This is a genomic window from Campylobacter avium LMG 24591, assembly GCF_002238335.1.
Classification (GTDB): domain Bacteria; phylum Campylobacterota; class Campylobacteria; order Campylobacterales; family Campylobacteraceae; genus Campylobacter_D; species Campylobacter_D avium.
Map to the genome: position 1 here is coordinate 925470 of NZ_CP022347.1, position 23683 is coordinate 949152.

Below are 23683 nucleotides of genomic sequence, written 5' to 3' on the forward strand. Positions count from 1 at the left end.
CTAATACCTACTTAAAGTATTTTTCTTAAAATACAAAATGCTAGCTACAAAAAATAAGGTAAAAATTACCAGCACGGCAAGCAAAGGAGGCTTATAAAAAGCACTTAATAAACCAAAATAAAGGGCTATTACGGTAAAAATTCCAAAATAAATAGCCCCTTTTTCATATCTATAAGTTACAATCCCAAAAGAAAGGGCAAAATATGTGGAAGCTACAGGAAAAAGCGAGATTAAAACATAAATCACAAATTCCTTAGCCCTCTTATCCTCAACGCTCATTCTTTGCCAATACTCATAAAAATTTAATTGATTTGAGGAAAAACCCTGCAAAAGAGTGTTTATAGTCATATCTTCAAACTGCGCTATGTGTAAATTTTCATTCGTTTGGAAATTATAAACAGTGCCATCAAGTAGCTTTAAAGAAAGGCTTTGCTTGTCTCTTTGTATAAAACCTTTCTTAGCCAAAATCATTTGTTCTTTATCATCTGGATGATACATTACGATATTTTCGTACAAGGAATTATCCTCCTTTTCTATAAATATCATCCAATCCAAAAATTTTTGCCCAAATTCTCCGGTTTTTAAATTTAAACTCACCTGTGTTTTTTTGTAATCTATAAAATTGTTTTGCAAAGAAAAGGCAAGCGGTATAAAAACCAAGGATATAACAAGCATTACACAGCTAAGAAACAAGGAAATTTTTATGAAAAAATTTGCCATATCCTTAGGAGAGCAACCCAAAGCAAAGCACACTATGCTTTCATTTTCCCTTGAAAGCCTATATAAAGTTAAACTAAGAGAGATAAAAAAGCTTATAGGTAGTGTTAGTATCAAAATTCTAGGCACGGTAAAGCTATAAAGTTTTAAAAAATCCACAAAAGAAATTTCAATGCTTGAGGTTATCCTTGCAAGCTGTATAAAAAACACCATAGAAACAATTAAAAAAAGCACTAAAAATAGCGATAAATATGTGCTTAAAAATTGATTTAATGTGTATTTATAGATTAATTTCATAATTTCTACCCACAAAAACTATCACAAAAGATATGCTTAAAAAAGGAAACATAGGAAGTTCATATCTTAAATCACCATTAAGCCTAGCCCTTATGCAAGGAATGATGGCTAATAAAGAAGCTAAAAACAACATGCAAAAACTATGATAAAAACCAAGTATAGAAGACATGCTAGATATTAAAAGTATATCAGCTTCGCCCATGCTTTCTAAGTTTTTGTTGTATTTCTTGAAATTTAAGAAAAAAGAAACAAGGCTTTTAAGCAAAAATATAAAGCCGGCAAAAAGGCAAATTCTTAGCAAAAAACTATCAGAATAAAAGTCAAAAAATGCCAGCTTATCAAACATGTAAAAAAATGATATGACAAACAAGATAAACAGCAAAAACTCCGGAACAGCTCTAAGCCTTATATCTATAAGCGAAAGCGTATAAAGTATAAAAAAATACAAACTAAGTAATAAAAAATCAACAAAGCTTTCAGTATAAAACAAAGCTACAAAGGCCAAAGCTACGCATAAAAGCTCGCCTAAAATCAAATGAAAAGAAAGCTTTTTTTTACAAAAACTGCAACGAGCTTTTAAAAAAATATATGAAAAAATAGGAATTAAATGCCAAAATTTCAAAGTTTTAAAACAATTATCACAGTAAGACCTACTAGCAAAAACGGCTCTTTTATAAGAAATCCTATCAGCTAAAGAGGTAAAAAATGAAGCAAAACAAGCCGCAAAAACAAAGGTAAATAAATAAATCACTTACCAAACCTTCTTTCTCTTTTGTAAAAATCCTTTATAATGCTTTTAAATTCTCTTTTTGTAAGTCCGGGAAAAAGGGTATTGCTAAAATGAATTTCAGCGTAAGCACACTGCCAAAGCAAGAAATTTGAAATCCTCTTTGCATCCCCTACCCTTAAAAGCAAATCCACATCAAGAGGCAAGTCCAAATTTTGCGTGATATTTTCCTCTGTGATTTTTAAGCCCTTATCTAAGCACCTATTTACAGAGCGAACTATCTCATCTTTAGCACCGTAAGAAATGGCTATATTAACACAAAGCAAATCACAATCTTTAGTCTTTTGCTCGGCGTTTTTAAGCTTAGTTAAAAGCCTTTCATTAAGCATTTGCGTGTTGCCTATGATACGAATTTTTATATTATTTTGCAAAAATATATGCAATTTTTCATCTAAGGTTTTTTCAAATAAAGAAAAAATAAAGTCTATCTCATCCTTTGGCCTAGCCCAATTTTCAGTGCTAAAAGCAAATAAGCTAAGCTCTTTAATCTCCTCATCAATGCACACCTCTATAAGTCTTTGTATGGTTTTTAGTCCGTGAGAATAACCAAGTTTTTCTAAAAAGCCATTTATCTTAGCCCAACGTCTATTTCCATCCATAACCACAGCCAGATGCTTTAGTTTATTCATATTCTAACCCTTAAAATCAAGTAATTTTTTAAATTCAAACAAGGCTTTTAAGTTTTTATCCTCATAAATTTCACATTCTAAATGCTTTCTTAAAAAAGAAGCCACCTTTGCAAAGGGAGTATAAAGGCTTAAACCCTTATCATCTAGTATAAATTTCAAAGAACCAAAGACAGAAAAATAAAGATAAATTTCAAGCCTTAAAGCAGATTTTCTAAGCTGAAACAAGCAAGTTTTTTCCTCATAAACAAAGGGTATGTGATATATGTTTTGAGCTAGGGCAAAAAGCATTTCCTTATATATCAAAAAACTTTGCGTGTCCTTGCAAGCTAGTAAATTTTCAATGACAAAAAGTCTAAAGTCAAAATCCTCTTCTAAAATTTTAACAATCAAAGCAAGACCCTCATCATACCTTAATATATTTGGTTTTTTTGCCAAATTTTTAAAGGATAAAACCCCGCCCTTGCCCTCGTAAATTTCAGCTAGATATTCTGCGTTTAACTCAAGCTCTACAAGGCTTTTGGTGCTGATTTTTTTGCTGTTTAAAAGCAGGGTGTATCTATTATGCGATATGTGCTCTAAAACCTTCATATGCACAGGCAAAATGGCATTTATCATAGCTCTTTGCATAGCTGTGCCACCTTAAAGGCTAAATTTATCTTGCTATCATAGCCTAAATTTATGCTTTTATTTTTAAGTAAGATATTAAGCTCGTTAAAATCTGAATCAAAGCAAGGATTTTGCTTGTTTAAAACATTTAAGCAAAGCATATCAAGCTTTTTTTGTCTAAAGCTTTCTTTGGCGTTTTTTAAAGCGTTTAGCTCATCTGTTTCCATTTTAAAAGCTATTTTTTTACCCTTAAACTCAAGATTTGCTAACAAATCCTCATTTAAGGATAATTCTAAGACTAAGCCATTTTGATGAGAGGCTTTTTTAATCTTACCCTCAACTTTTTTGGGCAAAAAATCACTTACCGCAGCAAGCATAAGCAAAAAATCGCCCTCTTTGTATTCGTTTAAAAGAGCCTTTAACTCACTTGAGCTTTCATATTTTAAAATCTCATAAGGCACTTTAAAGCTTACAGAGCTTAAAAAAACCACCCTAGCACCTAAAAAATAAAAAGCATCAGCTAAAGCCTTAGCCATCTTGCCACTAGAAAGATTACTTATACATCTTACATCATCTATCTTTTCTTTGGTGCCTCCACCTGTGATAATGATAGTCTTATCCTTAAAAAAATCCTCTTTTAAAAGTTCTCTTTTAGCCACGCAAAATATATCAAAAACATCAGCCAAAGCACCCTCTCCCACATCCTTACAGGCAAGTTCTTTTCTAATGCTAGGAATGATTAAGACACCGTTTTTTTCTAAAATTTTAAGTGAGTTTTGAGTGCTAAAATGATGAAGCATAGCAGTATTTGCAGCTGGAGCTATTATTAAAGGAGCTTTTGCTGCAATTAATGCTTGTATAAATAAAGTATCTGCTATACCTAGTGCAAGCTTGTTTATAGAATTTATAGTAGCTGGTGCAAAGACTATAATATCGCAATCTCTAGTAAAATGAATATGATTTTTATAAGATGTCCAATCTTCATTTTCCTCACACAAAACATCATCTGCTAAGGCCTCAAAGCTAAGTTTTGAAACAAATTTTAAAAGTCCTTTGCTAAGCAAAACCTTTACTCTAAAACCCTCTTTTTTAAACAAAGATATTAGCTCATAAGCTTTGTAAAAGGCTATGCTAGCACTTACAGCGATTAAAATAGTTTTCATTTTTTGCCAAATTTTTTATAAAAATAATCATCAATTTGTTTTGACGGGGCTCTATTTATATACAAGGCACCACTCTTAACATCACTTGTAACAGTGCTTCCAGCGGCTATAATGACATCATCATTTATCTCAACAGGTGCGATTAGCTGGGTATCAGAGCCTATGAAGACATTTTTACCTATCTTTGTTTTGTGTTTTTTAAGCCCGTCATAATTACAAGTTATGGTCCCACAGCCTATATTTGTGCCCTCATCTATCTCGCAGTCTCCAAGATAGCTTAAATGCCCTGCCTTTACCCCGTTTAACTTAGCATTTTTACACTCCACAAAATTTCCTATATGGGTATTTTTAAGCTCACACTTAGGCCTTAGATGTGCAAGAGGTCCTATATCGCTGTTTTCAAGGCTTGAATCCTCAACAACACAAGATGATTTTATAATACTATCTTTTATAAAGCTCTTGCCCTCTATCCTAACATTTTCATAAAGCTCACACTCGCCCTCAAAAATAGTATCCAAGCTTATAAAAATAGAAGCTGGATTATGCATAATAACTCCATTTTTCATAAGCTCTTTTTTAAATCTTTCTTGCATTAAATTTTCAGCCACACTTAGCTCAAATTTATCATTTATGCCCATAAATTCAAGCTCATCCACAAAAACAGCCTTTATCTTGTATTCTTTTTTAGCTAGAAAAACTAAATCGGTCAAATAGTATTCTTTTTGTGCATTTTCATTTGATATTAAGGGCAAAAACTTAGCTAAAATTTCACTCTTAAAAGCATAGACACCGGAATTGCAAATTTTTATATCTTTTTCTTGCTTATTTGCGTCCTTTAACTCTACTATCTTTTGCACTTCATCATTTACAAGCACCACCCTACCATAAGATTTTGCATCATCTGTCTTAAACACAGCTACACAAAAATCAGCTTCTTTTTCTAAGATATTTTTTAAAGAAGTAAAGCTAACTAAGGGCATATCCCCGCATAAAACCAAGGTTTTTTCATACTTTGCCTTGTATCCTTTCAAAGCTCCTGCTGTTCCTGGGTAGTTTTTTAAGTCTTGTTCTAAAATTTTAACATTTTCAAATTCAGCCTCTATGCACTCTTTTACCAAATCTTTTTGGTGTGAAAGCACCACAGTTACATCATCACTAAGTGTAAAGGCTTGTTTTAAAATGTGTAAAATCATACTTTTACCGCAAAGCTTTTGCAAGACCTTAGCCTTGCTTGATTTCATCCTAGTGCCAAGCCCAGCTGCTAAGATAACGATAGAAACTTTCATAGCTACTCCTTGCTTTTGTCTTTAAAAGCTGAAGCTATCTTTGCTTGAAGTTTTAGCCACTCTTTTTGTAGCATTATAGGAAAGCCTCCATAAACCTTGCCGCCCTCTAGACTCTTGCTGACCCCGCCTCTTGCAGCTATGGTAGCAAAGTCGCCTATTTTTAAATGTCCGCTTGTAGCACTTTGACCGCCCATAGTAACATTAGTTCCCAAAATAGATGAGCCTGAAAGCCCTGTTTGAGCGACTATAAGACAATTTGCTCCTATATCGCAGTTATGTCCTACTTGCACTAAATTATCTATCTTTGTGCCTTTTTTTATAATGGTGCTTTCAAAAACCGCTCTATCTATAGTAGTGCAAGCACCTATTTCAACATCATCTTCTAAGATGACATTGCCATTGTGATAAATTTTAATATGCTCTCCGTTTTTAGTGTGCGCATAACCAAAACCATCGCTTCCTATAACAGAATTTGCAAGCAAATGACATCTTTTGCCTATCTTTGTATCATTGTAAATAACTACATTTGGGTGGATTATGGTATTTTCATCTATATAAACATTATCTCCTATATAAGCTCCTGCCATTATGGTAACATTATCTTTTATAACAACACCCTTTCCTATATAAACATTTGGCATTATTTTAGCTGTACTTGAAATTTTTCTTTCTTGCGTAGTGCAAAATAAAGACTTAGCAAACAATTTACTAAGATAAGCAAAGCTTAAATGCGGCTCTGGGCTGATTAATTTTTGCATGTCTTTTGGGACTAAATCTACGTGTTTTTTGCTAACTATTATGGCTCCAGCTCCACAAAGCGGTATATTTTTGGCATTTTTATCACTATCACAGTAAGTAAGCTCGTCAAGTCCTGCTTTTGATAAAGAATTTAAAGCTGTTATGTCTATATCATTGCCATTAAATTCAAGATTTAAAAACTTTGCTATCTCGCTTAATCTCATACAATCTCCTTATAATTCTACATTTGTGGTATTGATTTTCACAGGCACTTCCTCTTTTGCAAGCTCATGAAAGGTAGAATACAACTTGCTAAAAACCAAATCAACAGTTCCTACGGGACCATTTCTATTTTTACCAACTATTAATTCCGCCTTTTCTTGTATAGGATTTGCCTCAAAGCTTGGAATAAATGTATCTAATTTGCCCTCAGCTCTTGCTTTGTTTATCCTTTCTTTTTCCTCTTGTTCTCTATAAACTTCATCTCTATAAACGAATAATATCGCATCGGCGTCTTGTTCTATAGCGCCACTTTCTCTTAAATCACTTAACATAGGGCGTTTATTAGACCTGCTTTCTAGGCTTCTATTTAGCTGAGAAAGAGCTATGATAGGCATGTCAAGCTCTCTTGCTAAAAGCTTTAAACCCCTTGAAATTTCAGCAACTTGTAAGTGTCTGTCTTGAAATCTATTTGTAGAACTCATCATCAAGCCTATATAATCAACCACGCAAAGCCCTATATTATCGTGCTGATTTTTAAGCTTTCTTAAAATAGCTGATATATCGCTCACGCCAGCATAGCCACTATCATATATGTAAAATGTTTTGTTTGAGTATTCATTACAAATATGCGAGACCGTGCTCCACTCATCTGTTGTTAAATCTCCTGATAAGACCTTTTGAAGTGCTATGGAAGCACGGGCTGCTATCATTCTTTGTAAAATTTGCACCGCAGGCATTTCAAGCGAAAAAAACACAACCCCGCAGTCATTTCTTAATGACTTTTCTATGAAATTTAAACAAAGACTTGTTTTGCCCATACCAGGCCTTGCCGCAAGAACTATTAATTCACCGCCCTTAAATCCTCTTAGCATTTTATTTAACTCGTAAAAACCAGTATCAAGGCCTACTAAATCGCCCTTTTTTTCTTTCTTTATCTTTTTATAATTTTCCAGCAAATCATCCACAATCAAATCAATACTTTTTATATCAGCGGTATTTATCTTGCTGGTGATGTGAAAAACTTCCTTATTTATGTCTTCAAGAAGTTCAGCCACGGAAAGTTTTGAAATTTTAGAAGGAATTAAATGCGCAAAGCTTAATAACTGCCTTTTTATAGAGAGTTCTTTTATGTGATTAACATACTTGCTAACATCTACCAAAGCAACCGTTGAAGCTATATCTAAAAAATCATCTTGCTTTATGTCTTTGTATTTTTTAATGAAGCTAAAGCCAGCAACCTCGCCAGCAGCATAACATTTACTCAAAGCTTCAAAGATATTAGAATGCAAGGAAACAGAAAAATCACTAGCTTTTAAGTCGTTATTAACAGTGTTAAAAACCTCTTCGCTTTGAATGCAAGAGCTAAGTATAGACCTTTCAGCGTCTATGTCAAATAATTCATCATTTAGCATAATTATTCCAAATTAAATTTCTCAAATTTAAACTAAAGCCACTACAGCCTGCTTTTAAGCTCATCCTCTACCTCAAGTAAAAATCTATCCACAAGCTCTTCTTCTTTAAGCTTTGCTACAACCTCGCCCTGTCTTATCACAAGACCTTGTTTTTTTCCAAAAGCTATGGCCACATCAGCACCCTTTGCCTCTCCTAAGGCATTTACAACACAACCCATAACGCTTATATTTAGAGGTTCTTTTATATGCTTTGTTTTTTCCTCAACTATTTTTATAGCCTTTACAAGATCGCTTTGTATCCTTCCACAAGTTGGACAAGAGATGATATTTACCCCGCTTTTTTGCACTCCGCTATCTTGCAAAATAGCCCTTGCAACCTTGATTTCCTCCTCAAGCTCTCCTGTCATAGAAACTCTTATGGTATCTCCTATGCCCTTTAAAAGTAAGTTGCCTAAGGCTATAGAGCTTTTTATGGTACTGTGAAATTTGGTCCCAGCCTCAGTAACTCCAAGATGAAAAGGATAATCACAAAGCTCTCTAAGCCTTTCATAAGCCTCTATAGTCTTTTGCACATCAGAAGTTTTCATAGAAATTTTTATATCAAAAAAGTCCAAATCCTCTAAAAGCTTTATGTTGTATTTAGCACTTTCTAGCATAGCCTCAAGCCCGTAGCCGTATTTATCGCTAAATTGCTTTTCTATGGATCCGTGGTTTATGCCTATTCTTATAGGAATTTTTCTTTGCTTACAAGCCTTTACCACCTCTTTTACATTTTCCTTTGAGCCTATGTTTCCCGGATTTATCCTAACAGCGTCTATGAATTCAGCACAAAAAACAGCTAAGTTGTGATTAAAATGTATATCAACTATTAGCGGCAGGGGGCTTTTTTGCTTGATTTCTTTTAAGGCTCTTGCATCCGTCATATCTAAACAAGCTAAACGCACTATATCAGCACCGGCAAAATAAAGTCTATTTATCTGCTCTAAAGAGCCTTCAATATCCCTTGTCTTAGAAAAAAGCATAGACTGCACTGAAATGGGCGCATCGCCTCCTATTAAAACATCTCCAACCTTTACCTGTCTTGTTTTAAATCTCTTATACTGCATTGTTTACACTTTGTATTGGCTTTTTAAAATTATAGTATTTTTTAGTAAAATTTTAAAATACTTAGGTTAAAATACATAAAATTTTACGCAAAAGTGTTAGACAATATGACCTTTAATAAAGATGAAATTTACACCGCTACAGATGTTGTTAGAAATTTTAGCACCATGCTTGATAAGGTAGATAAAGAAGGTAAGATAGTGATACTAAAAAATAACAAATTTCAAGCAGTGATGCTAAGCATGAATGAATACGAAAGACTAATAAATGCCGTAAATTTACTAGAACTCATACATAGCAAACAAAAGGTTTAAAATGGCTATTTTTGAAGTGAATTTTGAAAATGAAAGCTATGATTTAGCATATGAGGTTCTAAATTTAGAAAAAGAAAAAATCCTACTCATACTACACGGCTGGGGAGCTAATAAAGAACTTATGAAACAAGCCTTTGCTAAGAACTTTAAAGAATATAAGCATATTTATGTAGATTTGTTTGGCTTTGGAAAATCAAGTATAAAAAAGGACCTAGATAGCTTTGAGCATGCAAAGCTTTTAGCCAAATTCATAAGTGAGAAAAATTACAAAATTGATACCATAATGGGACATTCTTTTGGGGGTAAAATTTCGGCTCTGCTTTGTAAAGAACTTGACATAAAAAATCTCATACTTTTATCTAGTGCCGGTATAAAATGGGAAAAAAGCTTTAAAATTAAAGCTAAAATAGCACTTTTTAAGGCTTTTAAATTTCTAGGTTTTAGCAAACTTAGAAAGTATTTTGTCTCAAAAGATGTAAAAGGTATGAGTGAGCTTATGTATAAGACTTTTAAGAGGGTTGTGGATGAGGATTTTAGCGAAATTTTTGCCTCTTTAAAAACAAATGCTTTGATATTTTGGGGCGAAGATGATAGCGCAACTCCTTTAAAAAGCGGAGAAAAAATCCACTCTCTTATAAAAGATAGTAAATTTTATAGTCTAAAAGGAGATCATTTTTTCTTTTTAAAAGAGGCTAAAAGTATAGACGAATTTTGTAAAAAAGAGCTAAAATGAATTACGAATACATCGGCTTAACAACAGCCATCTTTGCACTTTCTTTTGCCTTATCTTTTTATCTTATAACTGCCTTGCAGTGGTATTCATACAAGATAGAAAGAATTTGCTTTCATTTTTCAAAACCCCTGTGGCATTTTTATTTTTTACTCTTGCCAAGCCTAGTTTTTGCATACTCTTACAAGCTTTTTTTGCTCTTATTTTTGCCCTTTTGTTTAATACTTTTTATCTGGCATAAAAAGCTTGATAAAAAGCTGGTTTTTACAAAAAAGGTTAAGCTTTTTTTTGTATTTAACGGCCTTTTTGTTTTATTTTTTGCCCTTATCATAAAGGATGTGGATTATAGATTTTCTATCTTAGCTCCTTTTTTAGCACTTTTTATCTTAAAAATTTATTCTTTCTTTGAGGCTAGATATTTTTACAAAAAGGCTAAAAAAAAGATTAGCTCTATGAAGGAACTACAAATCATCCTAATCACCGCAAGTTATGGAAAAACCAGCATTAAAAATTTTTTATACGATCTTTTAAAGGATGATTTTTTAGCCTATAAAACTCCAAGAAGCGTAAATACCCTTATGGGTATAGTTCAGGATATAAATGAAAATTTAAGCTCTGATAGCGAAATTTACATAGCCGAAGCAGGAGCTAGAAAAAAGGGAGATATACTAGAAATAACTAAGCTTTTAAATCCTCAGCTTTGCATAGTGGGCGAGATAGGAAGCTCACATTTAGAATACTTTAAAAACAAGGAAAATATAAGAAAAACAAAGCTTGAAGCACTTAGCTCAAAAAGACTTCAAAAGGCTTTCTTACACAGTAGCACAAAAGAAAGCGAAGATGAGAAAAAGCTCATATATGATACTAGGATAAAAGAAGTAAAAGCCTCACTTGATGGACTTTGCTTTAAGATGAGCTTAGATGAAAAAGAGTGTGAGTTTAAAGCCTCTTTGCTTGGAGAATTTAATGCTTACAATCTTTGTGCTTGCATAATTTGCGCTAGGTATTTAGGGCTTAGTGTGGATGAAATTCAAAAAAGATTAAAAAATGTAAAGCAAGTAGAACACAGACTACAAATCATCTCAAAAGAGCCAAAATTTATAATAGATGATGGCTTTAATGGAAATTTTTCCGGTATGAGTAAAAGTTACGAGCTTTGCAAAAATTATGAGGGACGCAGGGTTTTAGTAAGTCCGGGCATAATGGAAGTAAATGATGAGGAAAATATAAAACTAGCAAAAATCATAAATAAATGTTTTGATTTAGCCATCATCACAAGCCATAAAAATGCCGAGCTTTTTAATAAAGAATTAAGCATAGAAAAAATCATACTAAAAGATAAAAATGAGTTAGTCGATACACTTGCTAAGGTAACGCAAAATGGGGATTTGGTGCTTTTTTCAAATGACGCACCAAATTTTATGTAGCTTAACCAAAAGCACCGCTTAAGTAAGCTTTTGTTTTTTCTTCCTTTGGATTTTCAAAAAATTCCTTGCTTTCATTAAATTCAACTAATTCTCCTAAGTGAAAAAAGGCTGTGTAATCAGCCACACGTTTTCCTTGCTGCATATTATGAGTTACCATTATCATAGAAAGATTATGGCTAAGCTCCTTTAAAAGCTCTTCAATAACGCCAGATGAGATAGGATCAAGTGCTGAAGTTGGTTCATCAAGTAACAATAGGCTTGGATTTATAGCCAAAGCTCTAGCTATACAAAGTCTTTGTTGCTGACCTCCAGATAATGCCATGGCATTTGTTTTAAGCTTATCTTTTACTTCCTCAAATAAACCAACCTTAGTAAGACAAGATTCAACTAAAGCTCTTTCCTCATCTTTGCTTTTTATCATATGATGTAATCTAGGGGCATAAGCTATGTTTTCATAAATACTTTTAACAAATACATTTGGTTGCTGAAAAACCATACCAACCCTCTTTCTCAGCACAACAACATCTTGAGAACGAACATCTTTGCCGCCGACTTCTACAAGTCCGCTAATCTTTGCTATCTTATCATTCATTCTATTAAAACAACGAAGAAAAGTGGATTTACCACAACCAGAAGCACCTATTAGTGCCGTAATTTTATTCTTAGCTATTTGCATATTTATATCAAATAAAGCTTGTTTTTTGCCGTAAAAAAGGTTTAAATTTACTACTTTTGCTACCACGAATGTTTTCCTTGAAAGTATTTTCTTAACAATATAGCACTCAAATTAAGCACAACTAAAAGAGCCAAAAGAACTAAAATTCCGGCTGCAGCCCTTTCTAAAAAAGCCCTCTCTGGCATAGAAGCCCAATTATAAATCAAGGCAGGTAAAACCGTTGTTGGCTCACTCAAAGAAGCTGCCACATCTGGTATAAAGGCTATCATTCCTATGATCATCAAAGGAGCTGTTTCTCCTATGGCTTGGGCTAGTGCTAAGATAGAACCAGTAAGTATCATAGGCATAGCAAGTGGCAAAATGATACCTTTTACCATTTGCCATTTTGTAAAACCTAGTGCCTCGGCTGCATTTTTCATACTCACATCTACACTTTTTAAAGCTGCTTTTGTAGATACTATTATAATAGGAAGAGACATTATCGCTAAGGTAAGACCGCCGACAAGAGCAGAGGAACGTGGCATACCAAAAAAATTTATAAAAAGACCAAGTCCTAAAAGTCCGAAAATTATACTAGGAATTCCTGCTAAATTATTTATGCAAACCTCTATGGTATGAGTTAGTAAATTTTGTTTAGCAAATTCCTCTAAATAAATAGCCGTAGCAACACCTATTGGCACAGCTACTACCATACACACAATCATACAAAGCAAGGTTCCTACAACGGAAGCTAAAATACCAGAATTTTCGGGTGCTACCTTAGAATCTCCATTAGCAAAAAAAGATATATTAAATTTCCTTTTTACCTCATTTTCTTGCATAAGTCTAAAAACTAGATACCTATCCCATTCTTCAAGACGGTTAAATTTATTTTTAACAAATTGATCAACTTCAGAATTTGCAAGCATCCATCTTGGAAAAGTTAAATTTTGCTCAGTTCTTAAAACTCTTCTTTCTGTTCTTGATAATAAATTTTTAACAGAATCATTGCTATCTTCTTTAATTAAAACATAAGTCTGACTAAATGCTGGAAATGCAAGATAAGTGATACTTCCTAAAAATATTATCAAAAATACCATATTTATATAAAGCCCTGTTTTGCAAAACAGTTTAAATCTCTTAGATGATTTCTTGCGTTGCTTTAAAAATATTTTCATAAACTTTTTCCTTTATGAAATTTATTAATTAAATAAACGCTTATCATATTTATAATAAGAGTTATGATAAATAAAGAAAGCCCGAGAGAAAAAGCACTCAAGGCTAAAGAACTATCAAAGGCTTGATCGCCTTGCAAGGCTTGGACTATATGCACGGTAACTGTTGTCATATCTTCAAGAAAATTAAAGCTCATATTAGGCCTTAAAGAAGCAGCCATAACAACTATCATAGTCTCTCCTAAGGCTCTTGAAAGAGCTAACAAACAAGCAGCTATAATGCCTGGCATAGCCTCTGGCAAGATAACAGCGAAGACAACTTCTTTTCTAGTCATACCAAGTGCATACGCCGCATTTATCCTTTTTGCATTAACAGCCTCGATACAGTCTTGAGACAAAGACGCAACTATAGGCACTATCATTATACCCATTATAAAACCGGCTCCTAAGGCACTTTCATAACTAGCACTTATGCCAAGAGCTGAAAAAAACATAACTATAAAAGGGGCTATAACTATAACAGCAAAAAATCCAAAAACAACGGTTGGAATTCCAGCGATAACTTCTAAAACAGGTTTTAAGTAATTTTTGGACTTTTTACCAGCAAAGCAACCAAGATAAATAGCACACATAACACCTAAAGGAAGAGCTGTTATCATAGCTATAACAGAGATATAAAAGGTGCCCCAAAACAAAGAAGCAGCCCCAAAAACCCCGTGTCCTGTCGTTCCGTCTATGGAAACAAAGGCTTGATCTGCAGCCCACTGAGTGGAAAATAAAAAGGTAAAAATGCTTTCTTTTTGAAAAAACTTAAGAGCTTCTATAAGCACAGTAAGCATAATGGCAAAGCTTACCACTACGCTTACTAAGGCACATAAAAAAAGGCTAAATTTTATAAGCTTTTCTCTTATCAAAAGACTTTTCCTGCCTTTACTAGCTCATCATTTAAAAGCCCGGCTTTATCTATGTGCTGCTGTGTTTTTTTAAGCTCATCAGCATTCAAAGGAACCAAACCTATCTTTGATAACTCACCCTTATTTGATGATAAATCATCGCTCATATAAAGCTTGGCAAAATCAATAGCGGCAGTATTTTTAGCATTCACATATATATATAATGATCTCGCAAGAGAATATTTTCCTTCTGAAATATTTTTCTCATTAGCTTCTATATTATCTATCTTTGCGGCTGAAATTTTGTCCTTATTTGAAGCTAAAAAGCCGTAGCCAAAAAGCCCTACAGCATCTTTATCAGCCACAAGCTTAGTTACTATTAAATTATCATTTTCTCCACTTGGTATATAAACACCATCTTGTCTTATGGTTTTATATTTTCCAGATTCTTTTCCGTATTCTTTGAAATTCTTAGACTGCTTTACAAGCAAAAGTTCCTCTATAGTATCTCTTGTCCCTGAGCTTGAAGGTGGTCCATAAATTGAAATTTTTCTTTTTGGTAAAGAAGGGTCGATTTCATTCCAGTTTTTATAAGGATTTGGGATTAATTTTCCATTTTGAGGAATATCCTTAGCAAGAGCTAAAAAAAGTTGTTTCATAGTAACATTTAGAGGTATGTTGCTTTTATTTTGAGCTAAAACTATGCCATCGTAACCTATCATAACACCTAAGACATCTTTAACCCCATTTTTTTTACAAACATCAAATTCGCTTGGCTTAATAGCCCTTGAAGCATTTGCAACATCTATTTTATTTTCACAAAAAACTTTAAATCCGCCGCCGGTTCCTATACTTTCAACCACTGGCGTTCTAGTATTTTTCACAGCTGCATATTCTTCTGCTACAAAACTAGTAAATGGATAAACCGTAGATGAACCAGCTATTTTAAGCTCATTTGCAAACATTAAAGAAAAAGCACTTAAAGATAAGAAAATTGCTTTTCTCATATAAACTCCTTGAAAAATTTTCTTCTAAGTTTAAAAGAAAATGGAAACTTTTTGGAAACAAAGTATAGCATAATTTTAAATATCTGTTTGGATAAAATGTATTTTTAAGTAAATTTTAATCTTTTTGTTAAAAAATACATCAGTAAATTTAAATTTTAAAATCCCATTTTAAATAAACTAAGCTAAAAACTTTATACAGCTTTTAGCTAATAAAACTTATATTTGAAATTTCATTTTCTAGCTCTAGGCTTTTTGTAAGACTTTGGATTATCTTTTGAAAGTGTTCATAGTCAATCTCCTCTCCCTTATGGCTCTTTAGGTATTTATCTAAGACTTGATAGCCCCCTATCTTATACGCCCATACCTCTTTGCTTACCTTATCAAAATATAAAGATTCATTGACAAAAAGCCTTTGCTCACTCTCTTTGTAACTTGGCTTTTCAATGATTAAAACCTTATTTGCCATATCTAAAAACAGCGGCTCACCGATGGATTCTAAAGCATTCATAAGCTTTCCTTATTATAAAGATAGAGCGGGAAGACATAGCTTCCGCTTCCCACTAGGTGTAAATCAATGATATTTTGCGTGATGAACATATTATCGATTTTATGTAGTTTGCAGCCTCTATCACATACAAGGGCGATATTTACTCTTTGCATAGAATCTTCCTTGCCCGCTTGGTGTTGTAGAGGTAGAGGGGGAATATGTAGTTCCCTTCTTTGGTTTTGTTGGAGATATAGCACATCTCCATTATCGTGTGAGCTATGAATGTGTGTTTGTATTCCTGACTTACTAGTTGTCTTGGCAAGATTAGCCCAATATTGCGATTCATTCTCATTAATTTCTGTTCTCTCTCTCTCTCTCTCGTTGTCTGCCATCAAATGCACACTCATAAGCTCTAAGCCTAGCTTACTTAGGGCTATAAACTTCTCTTTGGATTCTACAAAGGGGATTTTAGGAAAATCGATTTTAAGAAAGTCTATGTATTTTTCGCGGTAGTCTTTATGAAATAACACCGCATAGATATAGCTCAAAATCGCCTCGGGTGTGAGGGTGTGAGAATCTAAAAACAAATGCGGATTTGCCTTTATGTCCTTGAGATTCCAAGTGTATTTAGAATCTACAAAGGACCTAAACTCTGGCGTGAAATTCTCTATGCGCTCTTTGCCTTGGAAAATATCCTCATCATCAAAAAGACTTTCTTTCTCACTCTTTTTGAGATTTTTTTGTGTAGATTCTGTATTTTGGAGATAAAGGGGTGAGATATAGTCGCCACCTTGCATTCCAGCACAAGACCAAGTTCTAAAATCTATAATATTTTTCGTTGCAAAACCTTGCCCACTTTGCGTGTTTGGAAAACCACGCTTATAAACTAACCCTATATCTTTAGATTCTTCGGCTTCGCCTTGCAATGACATAGAATCTTGTAAGAAATGCTCCATAACCTCCTTTCTAGCTCTTGCAATTTTTGCTACATCGTAGTAAATTTTCCTAATATCAAATGGACGATAGGCAATATCTTGTGCTAACTCTTCATCAAATTCATTGCAATAATTAATTATCTGTTCTTTTAGTGTTTGCATATCATTGGCAATAAATACAGAATCTTTTCCTGTTACAACCCCCACACTTGAGATTCTAAACATATCCTTAACGCTTATGCCCTTGTCGTATTCCTCTCTTAAGCTCTCATTTTGTGGGATAAAAAGAAAAAAGGGTGGTTTTGGGTTTAGGCGATTCCAAGGGATAGAATCTAAGCTATTTTCATACAAAAAGTTGTATTTGTCTTTGCGTTTGCCATAGAGGTCATAGTGATAGATTTGGCAGGATGGCTCTTTTGATTCTGTGTGATTACCCAAAGGTGAATTTCTATTTTTCATAAAGATATTAATGCTCACGCCCTGCATTATGTCAAACACATTCTCATCTTTGCTGCCATCAGGTGATAGCTCTTTTTTGCGTGTATTGCCATGCAAATCTAGGATATAGAGTGTATCAAAGCTTTGCATGAGATGATAACGCATACCGCGAAAAGTGGGGTTGTCTAAAAAGCTATTATTAGAGATAAAGGCAAAGATTCCGCCCTCTTGAGATTCAATTTTACTTTCAGCAAAGCGGATAAATTTCACATAATCATCTAAAAGCCATTTGGGATTTTTCTCTTTTTCTATTTTATTATTTTTTAGAATAGCTGTTGGATTGTTTGGTGTCTCCATTGGGTTTTTATAGGCAACTTGCACTTCTTTTTCATATAAGCCTTTATTACTGCTTGCACCACTATAAGGAGGGTTGCCTGTGATAATTAAAATTTCTTTTTCTTTCACATTTTGAGCCTCTAAAAATTCATTTGAAAGCTCTTTTAATATTGACATTTGAGAAAAAATATTTTGATGTTTATTTTTATCGTCATCAAAATGTAGGGTATTTGTAAGTTTTATATTTAAAATTTCATATTCTTTTTTATCTGTATTTTCTAGAGCAAAGTTAAATTCATCTTTAAACACCTGAGATATTTTTAAATGTGCTATAACATAGGGAGCTATCAAAAGTTCAAAACCTTTAAAATTTTTTACAATCTTTTTAAAATATCTCTTAAAATCATCAAATTTAGGACTTTTTGAGCTAGGTATCTCATCTTTTACACCGTCATAAACCTTACGAAAAGCTTCAAGCAAAAAAGTTCCCGTGCCTGTGGCAAAGTCTAAAAGTGTAATTTTTTCACTATCAAGAGCTGTTACTAAACCTTTTTCTTGATTTAAATGTTTTTTTAAAGACAAATCTATACTATCTACTATAAATTTGACAACGGGAGTCGGGGTGTAATAAACCCCTCTAAGCTTTCTTAAGTCCTTATCATATTTGCTTAAAAAACTTTCATAAAAATGTATATAAGGGTCTTTATGTATATATTCACCATATAAATCTTTTTGAGAAATTTTGTTTAGCTCCCTTACCAAAGAGCCTATATCTATATGATTTATAATATTAATAATATCTTTTATAATGTATTTTATGTCCATATCAAGTTCGTCTAATTTTTCACTATCTAAGAAAGATAACATAGACTTTATGAGGGGAAAATTTTTAGGTATAAATCTTTTTGCATTATCAAGTTCTATTTTTTCATCTATATTTAGCCTAGCTAAAAACAAGCCGTAAGTTATCACCTGCGCAAAAGAATCAGCAAATTTATCATCATCTAAAATTCCTTTATACAAGATATCGTTAAATGTTTTATAGATTTGGATTATCTCATTATTATTGGTATTTTGCGAAAGCTTTTCTTTAAGCATTTTTGTCCTAATAGCTAAAGCATTTGCAAAATCAGAGGCAGAATTTATAGAACTTGGCTCTTTATTAAAAAAGATTTCAAAAAGATCTTCAAATTCCCTAGCCTTTTGTTTTAAGTCATATTCTTTAAAAAAGGAGCTTGAATCTTCTTTTTGCTTTAAAGATTTTGCTATATTTTTTAAATTTGTAAGCTCACAAAGATTTATAGATAGTAAAACTCGTAAATTATTTTTCTCGTCAAGGCTTAAAAGATGAAAATTTAAATAATCGCTTAGCAAGATGTTTTTACAAAGTTCGAAGTATTTAAAAATTTGCTCTTTTGCCTTTGCATCTTTAAAAAATTTTTCTATATCCTTTATGTCTTTTGAAACGGCTTTTAACTCTATAAGCCCTGATATAAGAGTATCTTTATATATGGTGTAATCAGGAATTAATATACTTTTGTGCCTTTTTTGCTCACTTAAAGAAAGTTTTTTACTAAATTTTAAAGAACTTTCCTTGATAAAAGAGTGAAAGGAATTGTTGTAAGAGTATTCGTTATCATCAAAGCTTAAGTTTTGTATGTTTTTTATGTAGTTTTTTAAAATTTCTAACACTAAAAATTTCCTTATTAATGAAATACAAAATTATACAAAAAATTTAATACAAAAATCTTTTTACTAAAATCTTATGGAAAATTATAAAATATATACAGTTTAAATTTGTAAATTTCTAAGTATTTAGGAAAAATAAACTTTTAATAAATGTAGAGTTTATTTATTAAAAAAAAGCTTAACATATCTTATTTAAACTAAAAATGTAAAAAATACCTAATGCCTGTGTTGTCGGCTTGATGAATTTTTATGTGATTAAATTTGTATGTAGAAGCATTTATAGGTAAGCCAAATCGTCTGTAAAGCTCAAAACTATGTCCTCCTATGAAAGAAATTCTAAAGCCAAAACTTAAGGCAGAATCAAAGGCATTTATGTAGCCCTGCTCCCTTATATCATAATTTATATAGCCAAGACTTATGCCTGTGTAAAGCCCCACTTCGTGTTCATAGCATTTGCAAAAATTATACAAGGCGTCAAGATGAGTTAAAAAATTTGCACTTTTTACAAAAAAGCCTTTTTTACTAAGTATATCCTCGCCGATTAAAGAGCCGTAGTTAAAATTTCCATAAATTCTAAAACCAAAGCTTTCATTAAAAAAGTGCTTATATCCAAGCAAGATGCCCATTCTATGTCCTTTTACATCTCGGTTTTTATAGGACAGGGTAGAAGTACTAAGCTCTTCATTTATCCTAAAATCTAGAGCATCCACGCCGAAAAAATAAGAGCTCTCCTCAGCCAAGCAAAGAGAGCAGATAAAAATAAGTAGAAATTTTTTAAGCATTATCTTAGAAATTTACTACATATCTAATGCCTGTTATATCAGGTCTTGACATCTTCATAGTTCTAGTTCTTACCTGGTCTCCATCAGCATATTTTATACCACCAGCTGTAAGGCTTTTACCAAAGCGTCTGTAAAGCTCTAAGCTATGTCTTTCAGAAAATACAGCTCTAAAGCCTATGTTAAAAGCCATATCCACGCCCTCAACAACGCCTATATTTGAGATGTGATAATCTATGTAGCCCAAGCTAAGACCTGTATAAGCACCAAAAATTCTGTTATCGCAGTCGCAAAAATTATACATCGCATCAACATTTCCCATTATGCTCAAAGCACCAGCTGCCATTCTTTTATCGCCATTTTCTAAGCCCATTCTATCATATCCTAGCAAGGCGCCATAATCAAATTGCCCGTAAGCTCTTATACCAAAATTTTGGGTAAAAAAGTGTTTATAACCAGCTAAAAAACCTATTTTTAAGCCTTTTAAGCCTAAATTTTTCCAAGTTTTGCCATCATTTGGACCACCTATCTGGGTAACTTCTTGAGAGCCGTAGTTTCTAGCTATATCAATACCCATAAAGCCTCCGCTATTTTCAGCCTTTAAAAAGCTAGAGACAACTAAAAGAGATACGAAAAAAAGAAAAATTCTTTTCATAAAACCACCTTTGTTTAAATTTTTGATTTAGAAAAGGTGATTATATCTTAAAAAATTCGTTTTTTTTTTTGCATTTTTTCTTGCAAATATTTATCTGTGTTGATTTTGTGTTAAAAAAGTATTAAGTAAATGTTTAAGATTGTCACAAAATATAAGGAAAAATTAAGATATAAATTTAGCTAGAGAAAGACAACTAGCTAAATTTAGTAATACCTTTCTAAAATTTCATAGGCTGTATTTCTTTTAGCCGGTTTTTCTCCTAGCCCTTTTATAAGATTTATCATCTCATCTTGGTTCATCTTATTGCTTACTCCGGCTGCGGATACGACATTTTCCTCCATCATCGTTGAGCCTAAGTCATTTGCTCCAAATTTAAGGGCAAGCTGTCCTATTAAAGAGCCTTGAGTTACCCAAGAACTTTGTATGTTTTTGAAATTATCCAAATAAAGTCTTGAAAGCGCTAACAATCTTAAGTATTTATTTGAGCTTTGCTTTAAAATTTCTGGGTGTTTTTGCATAAGCTTTGTATTTGCTCCTTGAAAAGACCACAAAATAAAGGCTCTAAAACCTCCTGTTTCATCTTGAAGCTTTCTTAAATGCTCAAAATGATCTATTAGCTCTTCATCAGTTTCAATAGTACCAAACATCATAGTAGCAGTGCTTTTCATACCTATACTATGTGCGTTTTTATGCACCTCAAGCCAAGTGTCTGTATCGCATTTATGCGGTGCTATCTCGTCTCTAACCCTATCGCTTAAAACTTCAGCTCCTGCTCCTGGGATTGAAAAAAGTCCCTTTTTTTGCAATCTTTGCAAGACTTCTTTTATAGAAATTTTTGAAATTTTAGCTATGTAAGCTATCTCAACTGCTGAAAAACCATGCACGGTTATACTAGGATAAGTTTTAGAAATAAACTCCACCAAGTCCTCATACCACTCTATCTTAAGCTTTGGATGCACTCCGCCTTGAAAAAGAATTTGAGTGCCACCTATGGCAAGTAATTCCTCTATCTTTTTACCTATCTCCTCAAAGCTTAGGATGTAAGCGTCATCATCCTTTGCGTGTCTATAAAAGGCACAAAAATCACAATCTATACAACAAACATTAGTGTAGTTTATGTTTCTATCCACAACAAAGGTTGTGATTTTTTCTGGGTGTAATTCTTGCTTTTTTTTATAGGCTAATTCTCCAAGCTCGTATAAATCAGCATTTTGCAGCAAGTGCAAAGCCTCTTTTTTATCTAATCTTGACATTTATACCTTTCATTCTTTTATGATTATTTTATCTAAATTTTTAAAATAAAATTTATTGACTCCATTTTCATATTCATAATCAAGGAACATATTGTGAGATTTTAATATAGTATCTACTATGTAAAGCCCCAAACCAAAGCTATCTTTTTGCTTGTTACCTTGCGTAAAAGCTTGTGTGTAATACTCTAAAGAATAATCCAGCCCCTTACCCTTGTTTTTAAAGCACAAATACTTTTCATTAATTTCTATCTCTATAATCCTATCATCCGCGTATTTCACTCCATTATCTATCATATTTTTAATCGCGGTTGAAAAAAGTTTAAAATCAGCACTAACAAAAAAGCTTTCGTTGTTTAAAATTTTGACATTATTTTCATCGCTCATGGCAACTTCTTTTGCCTCATCAATCAAATCTAAGATATTGTATTTTTTCTTATTTACAAAGGTAGCTCCAGAGGCGATTTGCTCGACTGCTGCAAATTCATTTATCAAAAGCTCGAGCCTATAAAAAATTCCGCTAAGCCTTTCTTTATACTTGCTATCATCTATCATTTCAAGGGTGATAAGTCCTTTTGTAATCGGCGTTTTAAGCTCGTGCATTATATTTCTTATGAAAAATTGTCTTGATTTATTTAATTTTTGAATTTGAGTAATGGCTGTAAAAAACGCACTTGCAACCTGTGAAATTTCATCTTTTCCCGAGCTTACATCCTCTATTTCGTCCAACTTGTTGTTTGCAAATTTATCTATTTGTTTTCTTAGCAAAGATAAGGGTCTTAATTTTTTAATCGTATAAACATAAAGAAAGATAAGTATAAGTACAACGCTTAGAGCCATAAAGCGGATTATAAAATAACGATAACTTTCGTATTCTTGGTCCACATAAAGATATAATCTAGAATTATAAATTATCTTAAGATAAATATCTCTTTTATATGAGACAATTTCTACTATGCCATTATTTGCAAAGGCTTTTGCTAAAACTTCGCCCCTAAAAATAACCTGTCTCATCTCTGCTAAATCAGTAACGGCTTCCATTTTATAATTCTTGGTTTGTTCTTTAAATTCTCTTTCATCTATAATGCCACTAAAATACAGCAATCTAGCATTAGCCACCAAAGAATACTTAGCATTTAGCTCATCGGTGTAGTTTTGCTGGTCATAGGCAATAAGCCATAAAAAAGCTAAAACAACGCTTACTATGGCTAGGATAAAAATAAAGGTTATGGTGTAAAAGATAGATGATTTGTTCATTGGGTAAGCTTGTAGCCTATGCCCCTTATAGAATGTATATATCTTGGAGTTTTAGGGTCATCGCCCATTTTTTGTCTAATCCTACTTATAATCACATCTATGCTTTTATTGCTAGAATCCTCGCTAATCGAAGTACAGTTATAGACTAATTCCTCCCTGCTTACAACCCCGCCTTCTTTTTTTATAAGGTAAGAAAGTATGTCAAATTCGGCATTTGTTAAATTTATTTCTTGGCCTTTCATAGTTATGATGTGTTTGTATTGGTCATAAACTAAATCTTTAACTGTGTCTGCTATTGTTTTTTTGGTCGTATTTATCCGTCTTAAGTGGCTTTTAATCCTTGCTTGCAGTTCTTGTGGATTGTAAGGTTTTGGCAAATAATCATCAGCACCTAATTCTAAAGCATTTACCTTATCACTTATATCATGTCTGGCACTTGATATGATTATAGGCGTGTCGTATTTTTTGCGAATTTCCTCACAAACCTCCAAGCCATCAAGTCCTGGCAAGGATAAATCTAAAATAATAAGCTGATACTCTTTTAAAGCAAGCTTTGAAAGACCTATATACGGCTCGTGTGCTATATCTACCTTCATTTCAAATTTTTCAAGGTATTCTGCGATAATCTCTGCTAATTCTAAATCGTCCTCTATCATAAGAATATTGACCATAACTCTCCCTCACGAAAAATTAAA

General features: G+C 32.8%; 23 protein-coding genes. 3 read left to right on the top strand and 20 right to left on the bottom strand.

The window, feature by feature from the left end; genetic code table 11:
• The 9 genes from CAV_RS04705 to ispG are packed head-to-tail and all read right to left on the bottom strand — an operon-like array spanning position 1 to position 8963.
• A complete protein-coding gene (locus CAV_RS04705) occupies positions 1-1014 on the bottom strand; it encodes an LptF/LptG family permease (RefSeq protein ID WP_094325349.1) in 1014 nt (337 codons plus the stop codon).
• The gene (locus CAV_RS04710) at positions 998-1765 is read right to left on the bottom strand and encodes a prepilin peptidase (protein ID WP_094325350.1); all 768 of its coding nucleotides are present in this window, start codon (positions 1763-1765) and stop codon (positions 998-1000) included. The genes CAV_RS04705 and CAV_RS04710 overlap by 17 nt, the downstream gene beginning before the upstream one ends.
• The gene (gene uppS, locus CAV_RS04715) at positions 1762-2430 is read right to left on the bottom strand and encodes a polyprenyl diphosphate synthase (protein ID WP_094325351.1); all 669 of its coding nucleotides are present in this window, start codon (positions 2428-2430) and stop codon (positions 1762-1764) included. The genes CAV_RS04710 and uppS overlap by 4 nt, the downstream gene beginning before the upstream one ends.
• A 3-nt stretch (positions 2431-2433) precedes the next feature.
• On the bottom strand, positions 2434-3057 hold the full coding sequence (locus CAV_RS04720) for a hypothetical protein (RefSeq protein ID WP_245807381.1): 624 nt from the start codon (positions 3055-3057) through the stop codon (positions 2434-2436).
• On the bottom strand, positions 3042-4199 hold the full coding sequence (coaBC, locus tag CAV_RS04725) for a bifunctional phosphopantothenoylcysteine decarboxylase/phosphopantothenate--cysteine ligase CoaBC (RefSeq protein WP_094325352.1): 1158 nt from the start codon (positions 4197-4199) through the stop codon (positions 3042-3044). Before coaBC ends, CAV_RS04720 begins: the two co-directional genes overlap by 16 nt.
• Positions 4196-5485, bottom strand: coding sequence for a bifunctional UDP-N-acetylglucosamine diphosphorylase/glucosamine-1-phosphate N-acetyltransferase GlmU (gene glmU / locus CAV_RS04730; RefSeq protein WP_094325353.1), 1290 nt, complete (start codon positions 5483-5485; stop codon positions 4196-4198). The genes coaBC and glmU overlap by 4 nt, the downstream gene beginning before the upstream one ends.
• A gap of 2 nt (positions 5486-5487) precedes the next feature.
• Complete coding sequence (lpxD, locus tag CAV_RS04735) at positions 5488-6447, bottom strand: UDP-3-O-(3-hydroxymyristoyl)glucosamine N-acyltransferase (RefSeq protein ID WP_094325354.1); 960 nt, start codon at positions 6445-6447, stop codon at positions 5488-5490.
• 9 nt (positions 6448-6456) lie between these two features.
• Entirely contained in the window at positions 6457-7857 is a 1401-nt protein-coding gene (locus CAV_RS04740) for a replicative DNA helicase (RefSeq protein ID WP_094325355.1), read from the bottom strand.
• A gap of 41 nt (positions 7858-7898) precedes the next feature.
• On the bottom strand, positions 7899-8963 hold the full coding sequence (gene ispG / locus CAV_RS04745; protein ID WP_094325356.1) for a flavodoxin-dependent (E)-4-hydroxy-3-methylbut-2-enyl-diphosphate synthase: 1065 nt from the start codon (positions 8961-8963) through the stop codon (positions 7899-7901).
• 105 nt (positions 8964-9068) lie between these two features.
• On the opposite strand from ispG, the gene CAV_RS04750 reads away from it, so the two are divergent.
• The 3 genes from CAV_RS04750 to CAV_RS04760 are packed head-to-tail and all read left to right on the top strand — an operon-like array spanning position 9069 to position 11432.
• Positions 9069-9275 (top strand): type II toxin-antitoxin system Phd/YefM family antitoxin, encoded by a 207-nt coding sequence (locus tag CAV_RS04750; protein ID WP_094325357.1) that lies wholly within the window; start codon positions 9069-9071, stop codon positions 9273-9275.
• Position 9276: 1 nt separating this feature from the next.
• The gene (locus CAV_RS04755) at positions 9277-10008 is read left to right on the top strand and encodes an alpha/beta fold hydrolase (RefSeq protein ID WP_094325358.1); all 732 of its coding nucleotides are present in this window, start codon (positions 9277-9279) and stop codon (positions 10006-10008) included.
• Positions 10005-11432 (top strand): Mur ligase family protein, encoded by a 1428-nt coding sequence (locus CAV_RS04760; protein ID WP_094325359.1) that lies wholly within the window; start codon positions 10005-10007, stop codon positions 11430-11432. Before CAV_RS04755 ends, CAV_RS04760 begins: the two co-directional genes overlap by 4 nt.
• Position 11433: 1 nt before the next feature.
• On the opposite strand, the gene pstB is transcribed toward CAV_RS04760, so the two are convergent.
• The 11 genes from pstB to CAV_RS04815 all read right to left on the bottom strand — a co-directional run bounded on the left by pstB (position 11434) and on the right by CAV_RS04815 (position 23659).
• Positions 11434-12174, bottom strand: coding sequence for a phosphate ABC transporter ATP-binding protein PstB (gene pstB / locus CAV_RS04765; protein WP_094325360.1), 741 nt, complete (start codon positions 12172-12174; stop codon positions 11434-11436).
• Complete coding sequence (gene pstA, locus CAV_RS04770; protein WP_094325361.1) at positions 12168-13265, bottom strand: phosphate ABC transporter permease PstA; 1098 nt, start codon at positions 13263-13265, stop codon at positions 12168-12170. Before pstA ends, pstB begins: the two co-directional genes overlap by 7 nt.
• Positions 13262-14176, bottom strand: a complete 915-nt coding sequence (gene pstC / locus CAV_RS04775) for a phosphate ABC transporter permease subunit PstC (protein ID WP_094325362.1) — start codon at positions 14174-14176, stop codon at positions 13262-13264. The genes pstA and pstC overlap by 4 nt, the downstream gene beginning before the upstream one ends.
• Positions 14173-15162: a substrate-binding domain-containing protein gene (locus CAV_RS04780; RefSeq protein WP_094325363.1), complete on the bottom strand. Its 990-nt coding sequence runs from the start codon at positions 15160-15162 to the stop codon at positions 14173-14175. Before CAV_RS04780 ends, pstC begins: the two co-directional genes overlap by 4 nt.
• A gap of 202 nt (positions 15163-15364) precedes the next feature.
• Positions 15365-15670, bottom strand: a complete 306-nt coding sequence (locus tag CAV_RS04785; RefSeq protein WP_094325364.1) for a type ISP restriction/modification enzyme — start codon at positions 15668-15670, stop codon at positions 15365-15367.
• A complete protein-coding gene (locus CAV_RS04790) occupies positions 15667-19050 on the bottom strand; it encodes a type ISP restriction/modification enzyme (protein WP_094325365.1) in 3384 nt (1127 codons plus the stop codon). The genes CAV_RS04785 and CAV_RS04790 overlap by 4 nt, the downstream gene beginning before the upstream one ends.
• Before the next feature lie 194 nt (positions 19051-19244).
• Positions 19245-19829: an outer membrane beta-barrel protein gene (locus CAV_RS04795; protein WP_094325366.1), complete on the bottom strand. Its 585-nt coding sequence runs from the start codon at positions 19827-19829 to the stop codon at positions 19245-19247.
• Positions 19830-19833: 4 nt separating this feature from the next.
• Complete coding sequence (locus CAV_RS04800; RefSeq protein ID WP_094752825.1) at positions 19834-20481, bottom strand: outer membrane beta-barrel protein; 648 nt, start codon at positions 20479-20481, stop codon at positions 19834-19836.
• A 203-nt stretch (positions 20482-20684) separates the two neighbouring features.
• A complete protein-coding gene (locus CAV_RS04805) occupies positions 20685-21734 on the bottom strand; it encodes a dehypoxanthine futalosine cyclase (RefSeq protein ID WP_094325368.1) in 1050 nt (349 codons plus the stop codon).
• Positions 21735-21743: 9 nt separating this feature from the next.
• Positions 21744-22988: an ArsS family sensor histidine kinase gene (locus CAV_RS04810; protein WP_094325369.1), complete on the bottom strand. Its 1245-nt coding sequence runs from the start codon at positions 22986-22988 to the stop codon at positions 21744-21746.
• On the bottom strand, positions 22985-23659 hold the full coding sequence (locus CAV_RS04815; protein ID WP_094325370.1) for a response regulator transcription factor: 675 nt from the start codon (positions 23657-23659) through the stop codon (positions 22985-22987). Before CAV_RS04815 ends, CAV_RS04810 begins: the two co-directional genes overlap by 4 nt.
• Positions 23660-23683: the final 24 nt, after the last annotated feature.

What these genes read in the sequence shown, in the direction of transcription:
- CAV_RS04810 (WP_094325369.1), bottom strand. Translation starts at nt 22,988, where the DNA reads ATGAACAAATCATCTATCTTTTACACCATAACCTTTATTTTTATCCTA.
- CAV_RS04800 (WP_094752825.1), bottom strand. Translation starts at nt 20,481, where the DNA reads ATGAAAAGAATTTTTCTTTTTTTCGTATCTCTTTTAGTTGTCTCTAGC.
- CAV_RS04760 (WP_094325359.1), top strand. Translation starts at nt 10,005, where the DNA reads ATGAATTACGAATACATCGGCTTAACAACAGCCATCTTTGCACTTTCT.
- CAV_RS04795 (WP_094325366.1), bottom strand. Translation starts at nt 19,829, where the DNA reads ATGCTTAAAAAATTTCTACTTATTTTTATCTGCTCTCTTTGCTTGGCT.
- CAV_RS04720 (WP_245807381.1), bottom strand. Translation starts at nt 3,057, where the DNA reads ATGCAAAGAGCTATGATAAATGCCATTTTGCCTGTGCATATGAAGGTT.
- lpxD (WP_094325354.1), bottom strand. Translation starts at nt 6,447, where the DNA reads ATGAGATTAAGCGAGATAGCAAAGTTTTTAAATCTTGAATTTAATGGC.
- CAV_RS04805 (WP_094325368.1), bottom strand. Translation starts at nt 21,734, where the DNA reads ATGTCAAGATTAGATAAAAAAGAGGCTTTGCACTTGCTGCAAAATGCT.
- CAV_RS04780 (WP_094325363.1), bottom strand. Translation starts at nt 15,162, where the DNA reads ATGAGAAAAGCAATTTTCTTATCTTTAAGTGCTTTTTCTTTAATGTTT.
- CAV_RS04815 (WP_094325370.1), bottom strand. Translation starts at nt 23,659, where the DNA reads ATGGTCAATATTCTTATGATAGAGGACGATTTAGAATTAGCAGAGATT.
- CAV_RS04755 (WP_094325358.1), top strand. Translation starts at nt 9,277, where the DNA reads ATGGCTATTTTTGAAGTGAATTTTGAAAATGAAAGCTATGATTTAGCA.
- uppS (WP_094325351.1), bottom strand. Translation starts at nt 2,430, where the DNA reads ATGAATAAACTAAAGCATCTGGCTGTGGTTATGGATGGAAATAGACGT.
- ispG (WP_094325356.1), bottom strand. Translation starts at nt 8,963, where the DNA reads ATGCAGTATAAGAGATTTAAAACAAGACAGGTAAAGGTTGGAGATGTT.
- CAV_RS04705 (WP_094325349.1), bottom strand. Translation starts at nt 1,014, where the DNA reads ATGAAATTAATCTATAAATACACATTAAATCAATTTTTAAGCACATAT.
- pstA (WP_094325361.1), bottom strand. Translation starts at nt 13,265, where the DNA reads ATGAAAATATTTTTAAAGCAACGCAAGAAATCATCTAAGAGATTTAAA.
- CAV_RS04785 (WP_094325364.1), bottom strand. Translation starts at nt 15,670, where the DNA reads ATGAATGCTTTAGAATCCATCGGTGAGCCGCTGTTTTTAGATATGGCA.
- coaBC (WP_094325352.1), bottom strand. Translation starts at nt 4,199, where the DNA reads ATGAAAACTATTTTAATCGCTGTAAGTGCTAGCATAGCCTTTTACAAA.
- CAV_RS04750 (WP_094325357.1), top strand. Translation starts at nt 9,069, where the DNA reads ATGACCTTTAATAAAGATGAAATTTACACCGCTACAGATGTTGTTAGA.
- glmU (WP_094325353.1), bottom strand. Translation starts at nt 5,485, where the DNA reads ATGAAAGTTTCTATCGTTATCTTAGCAGCTGGGCTTGGCACTAGGATG.
- CAV_RS04740 (WP_094325355.1), bottom strand. Translation starts at nt 7,857, where the DNA reads ATGCTAAATGATGAATTATTTGACATAGACGCTGAAAGGTCTATACTT.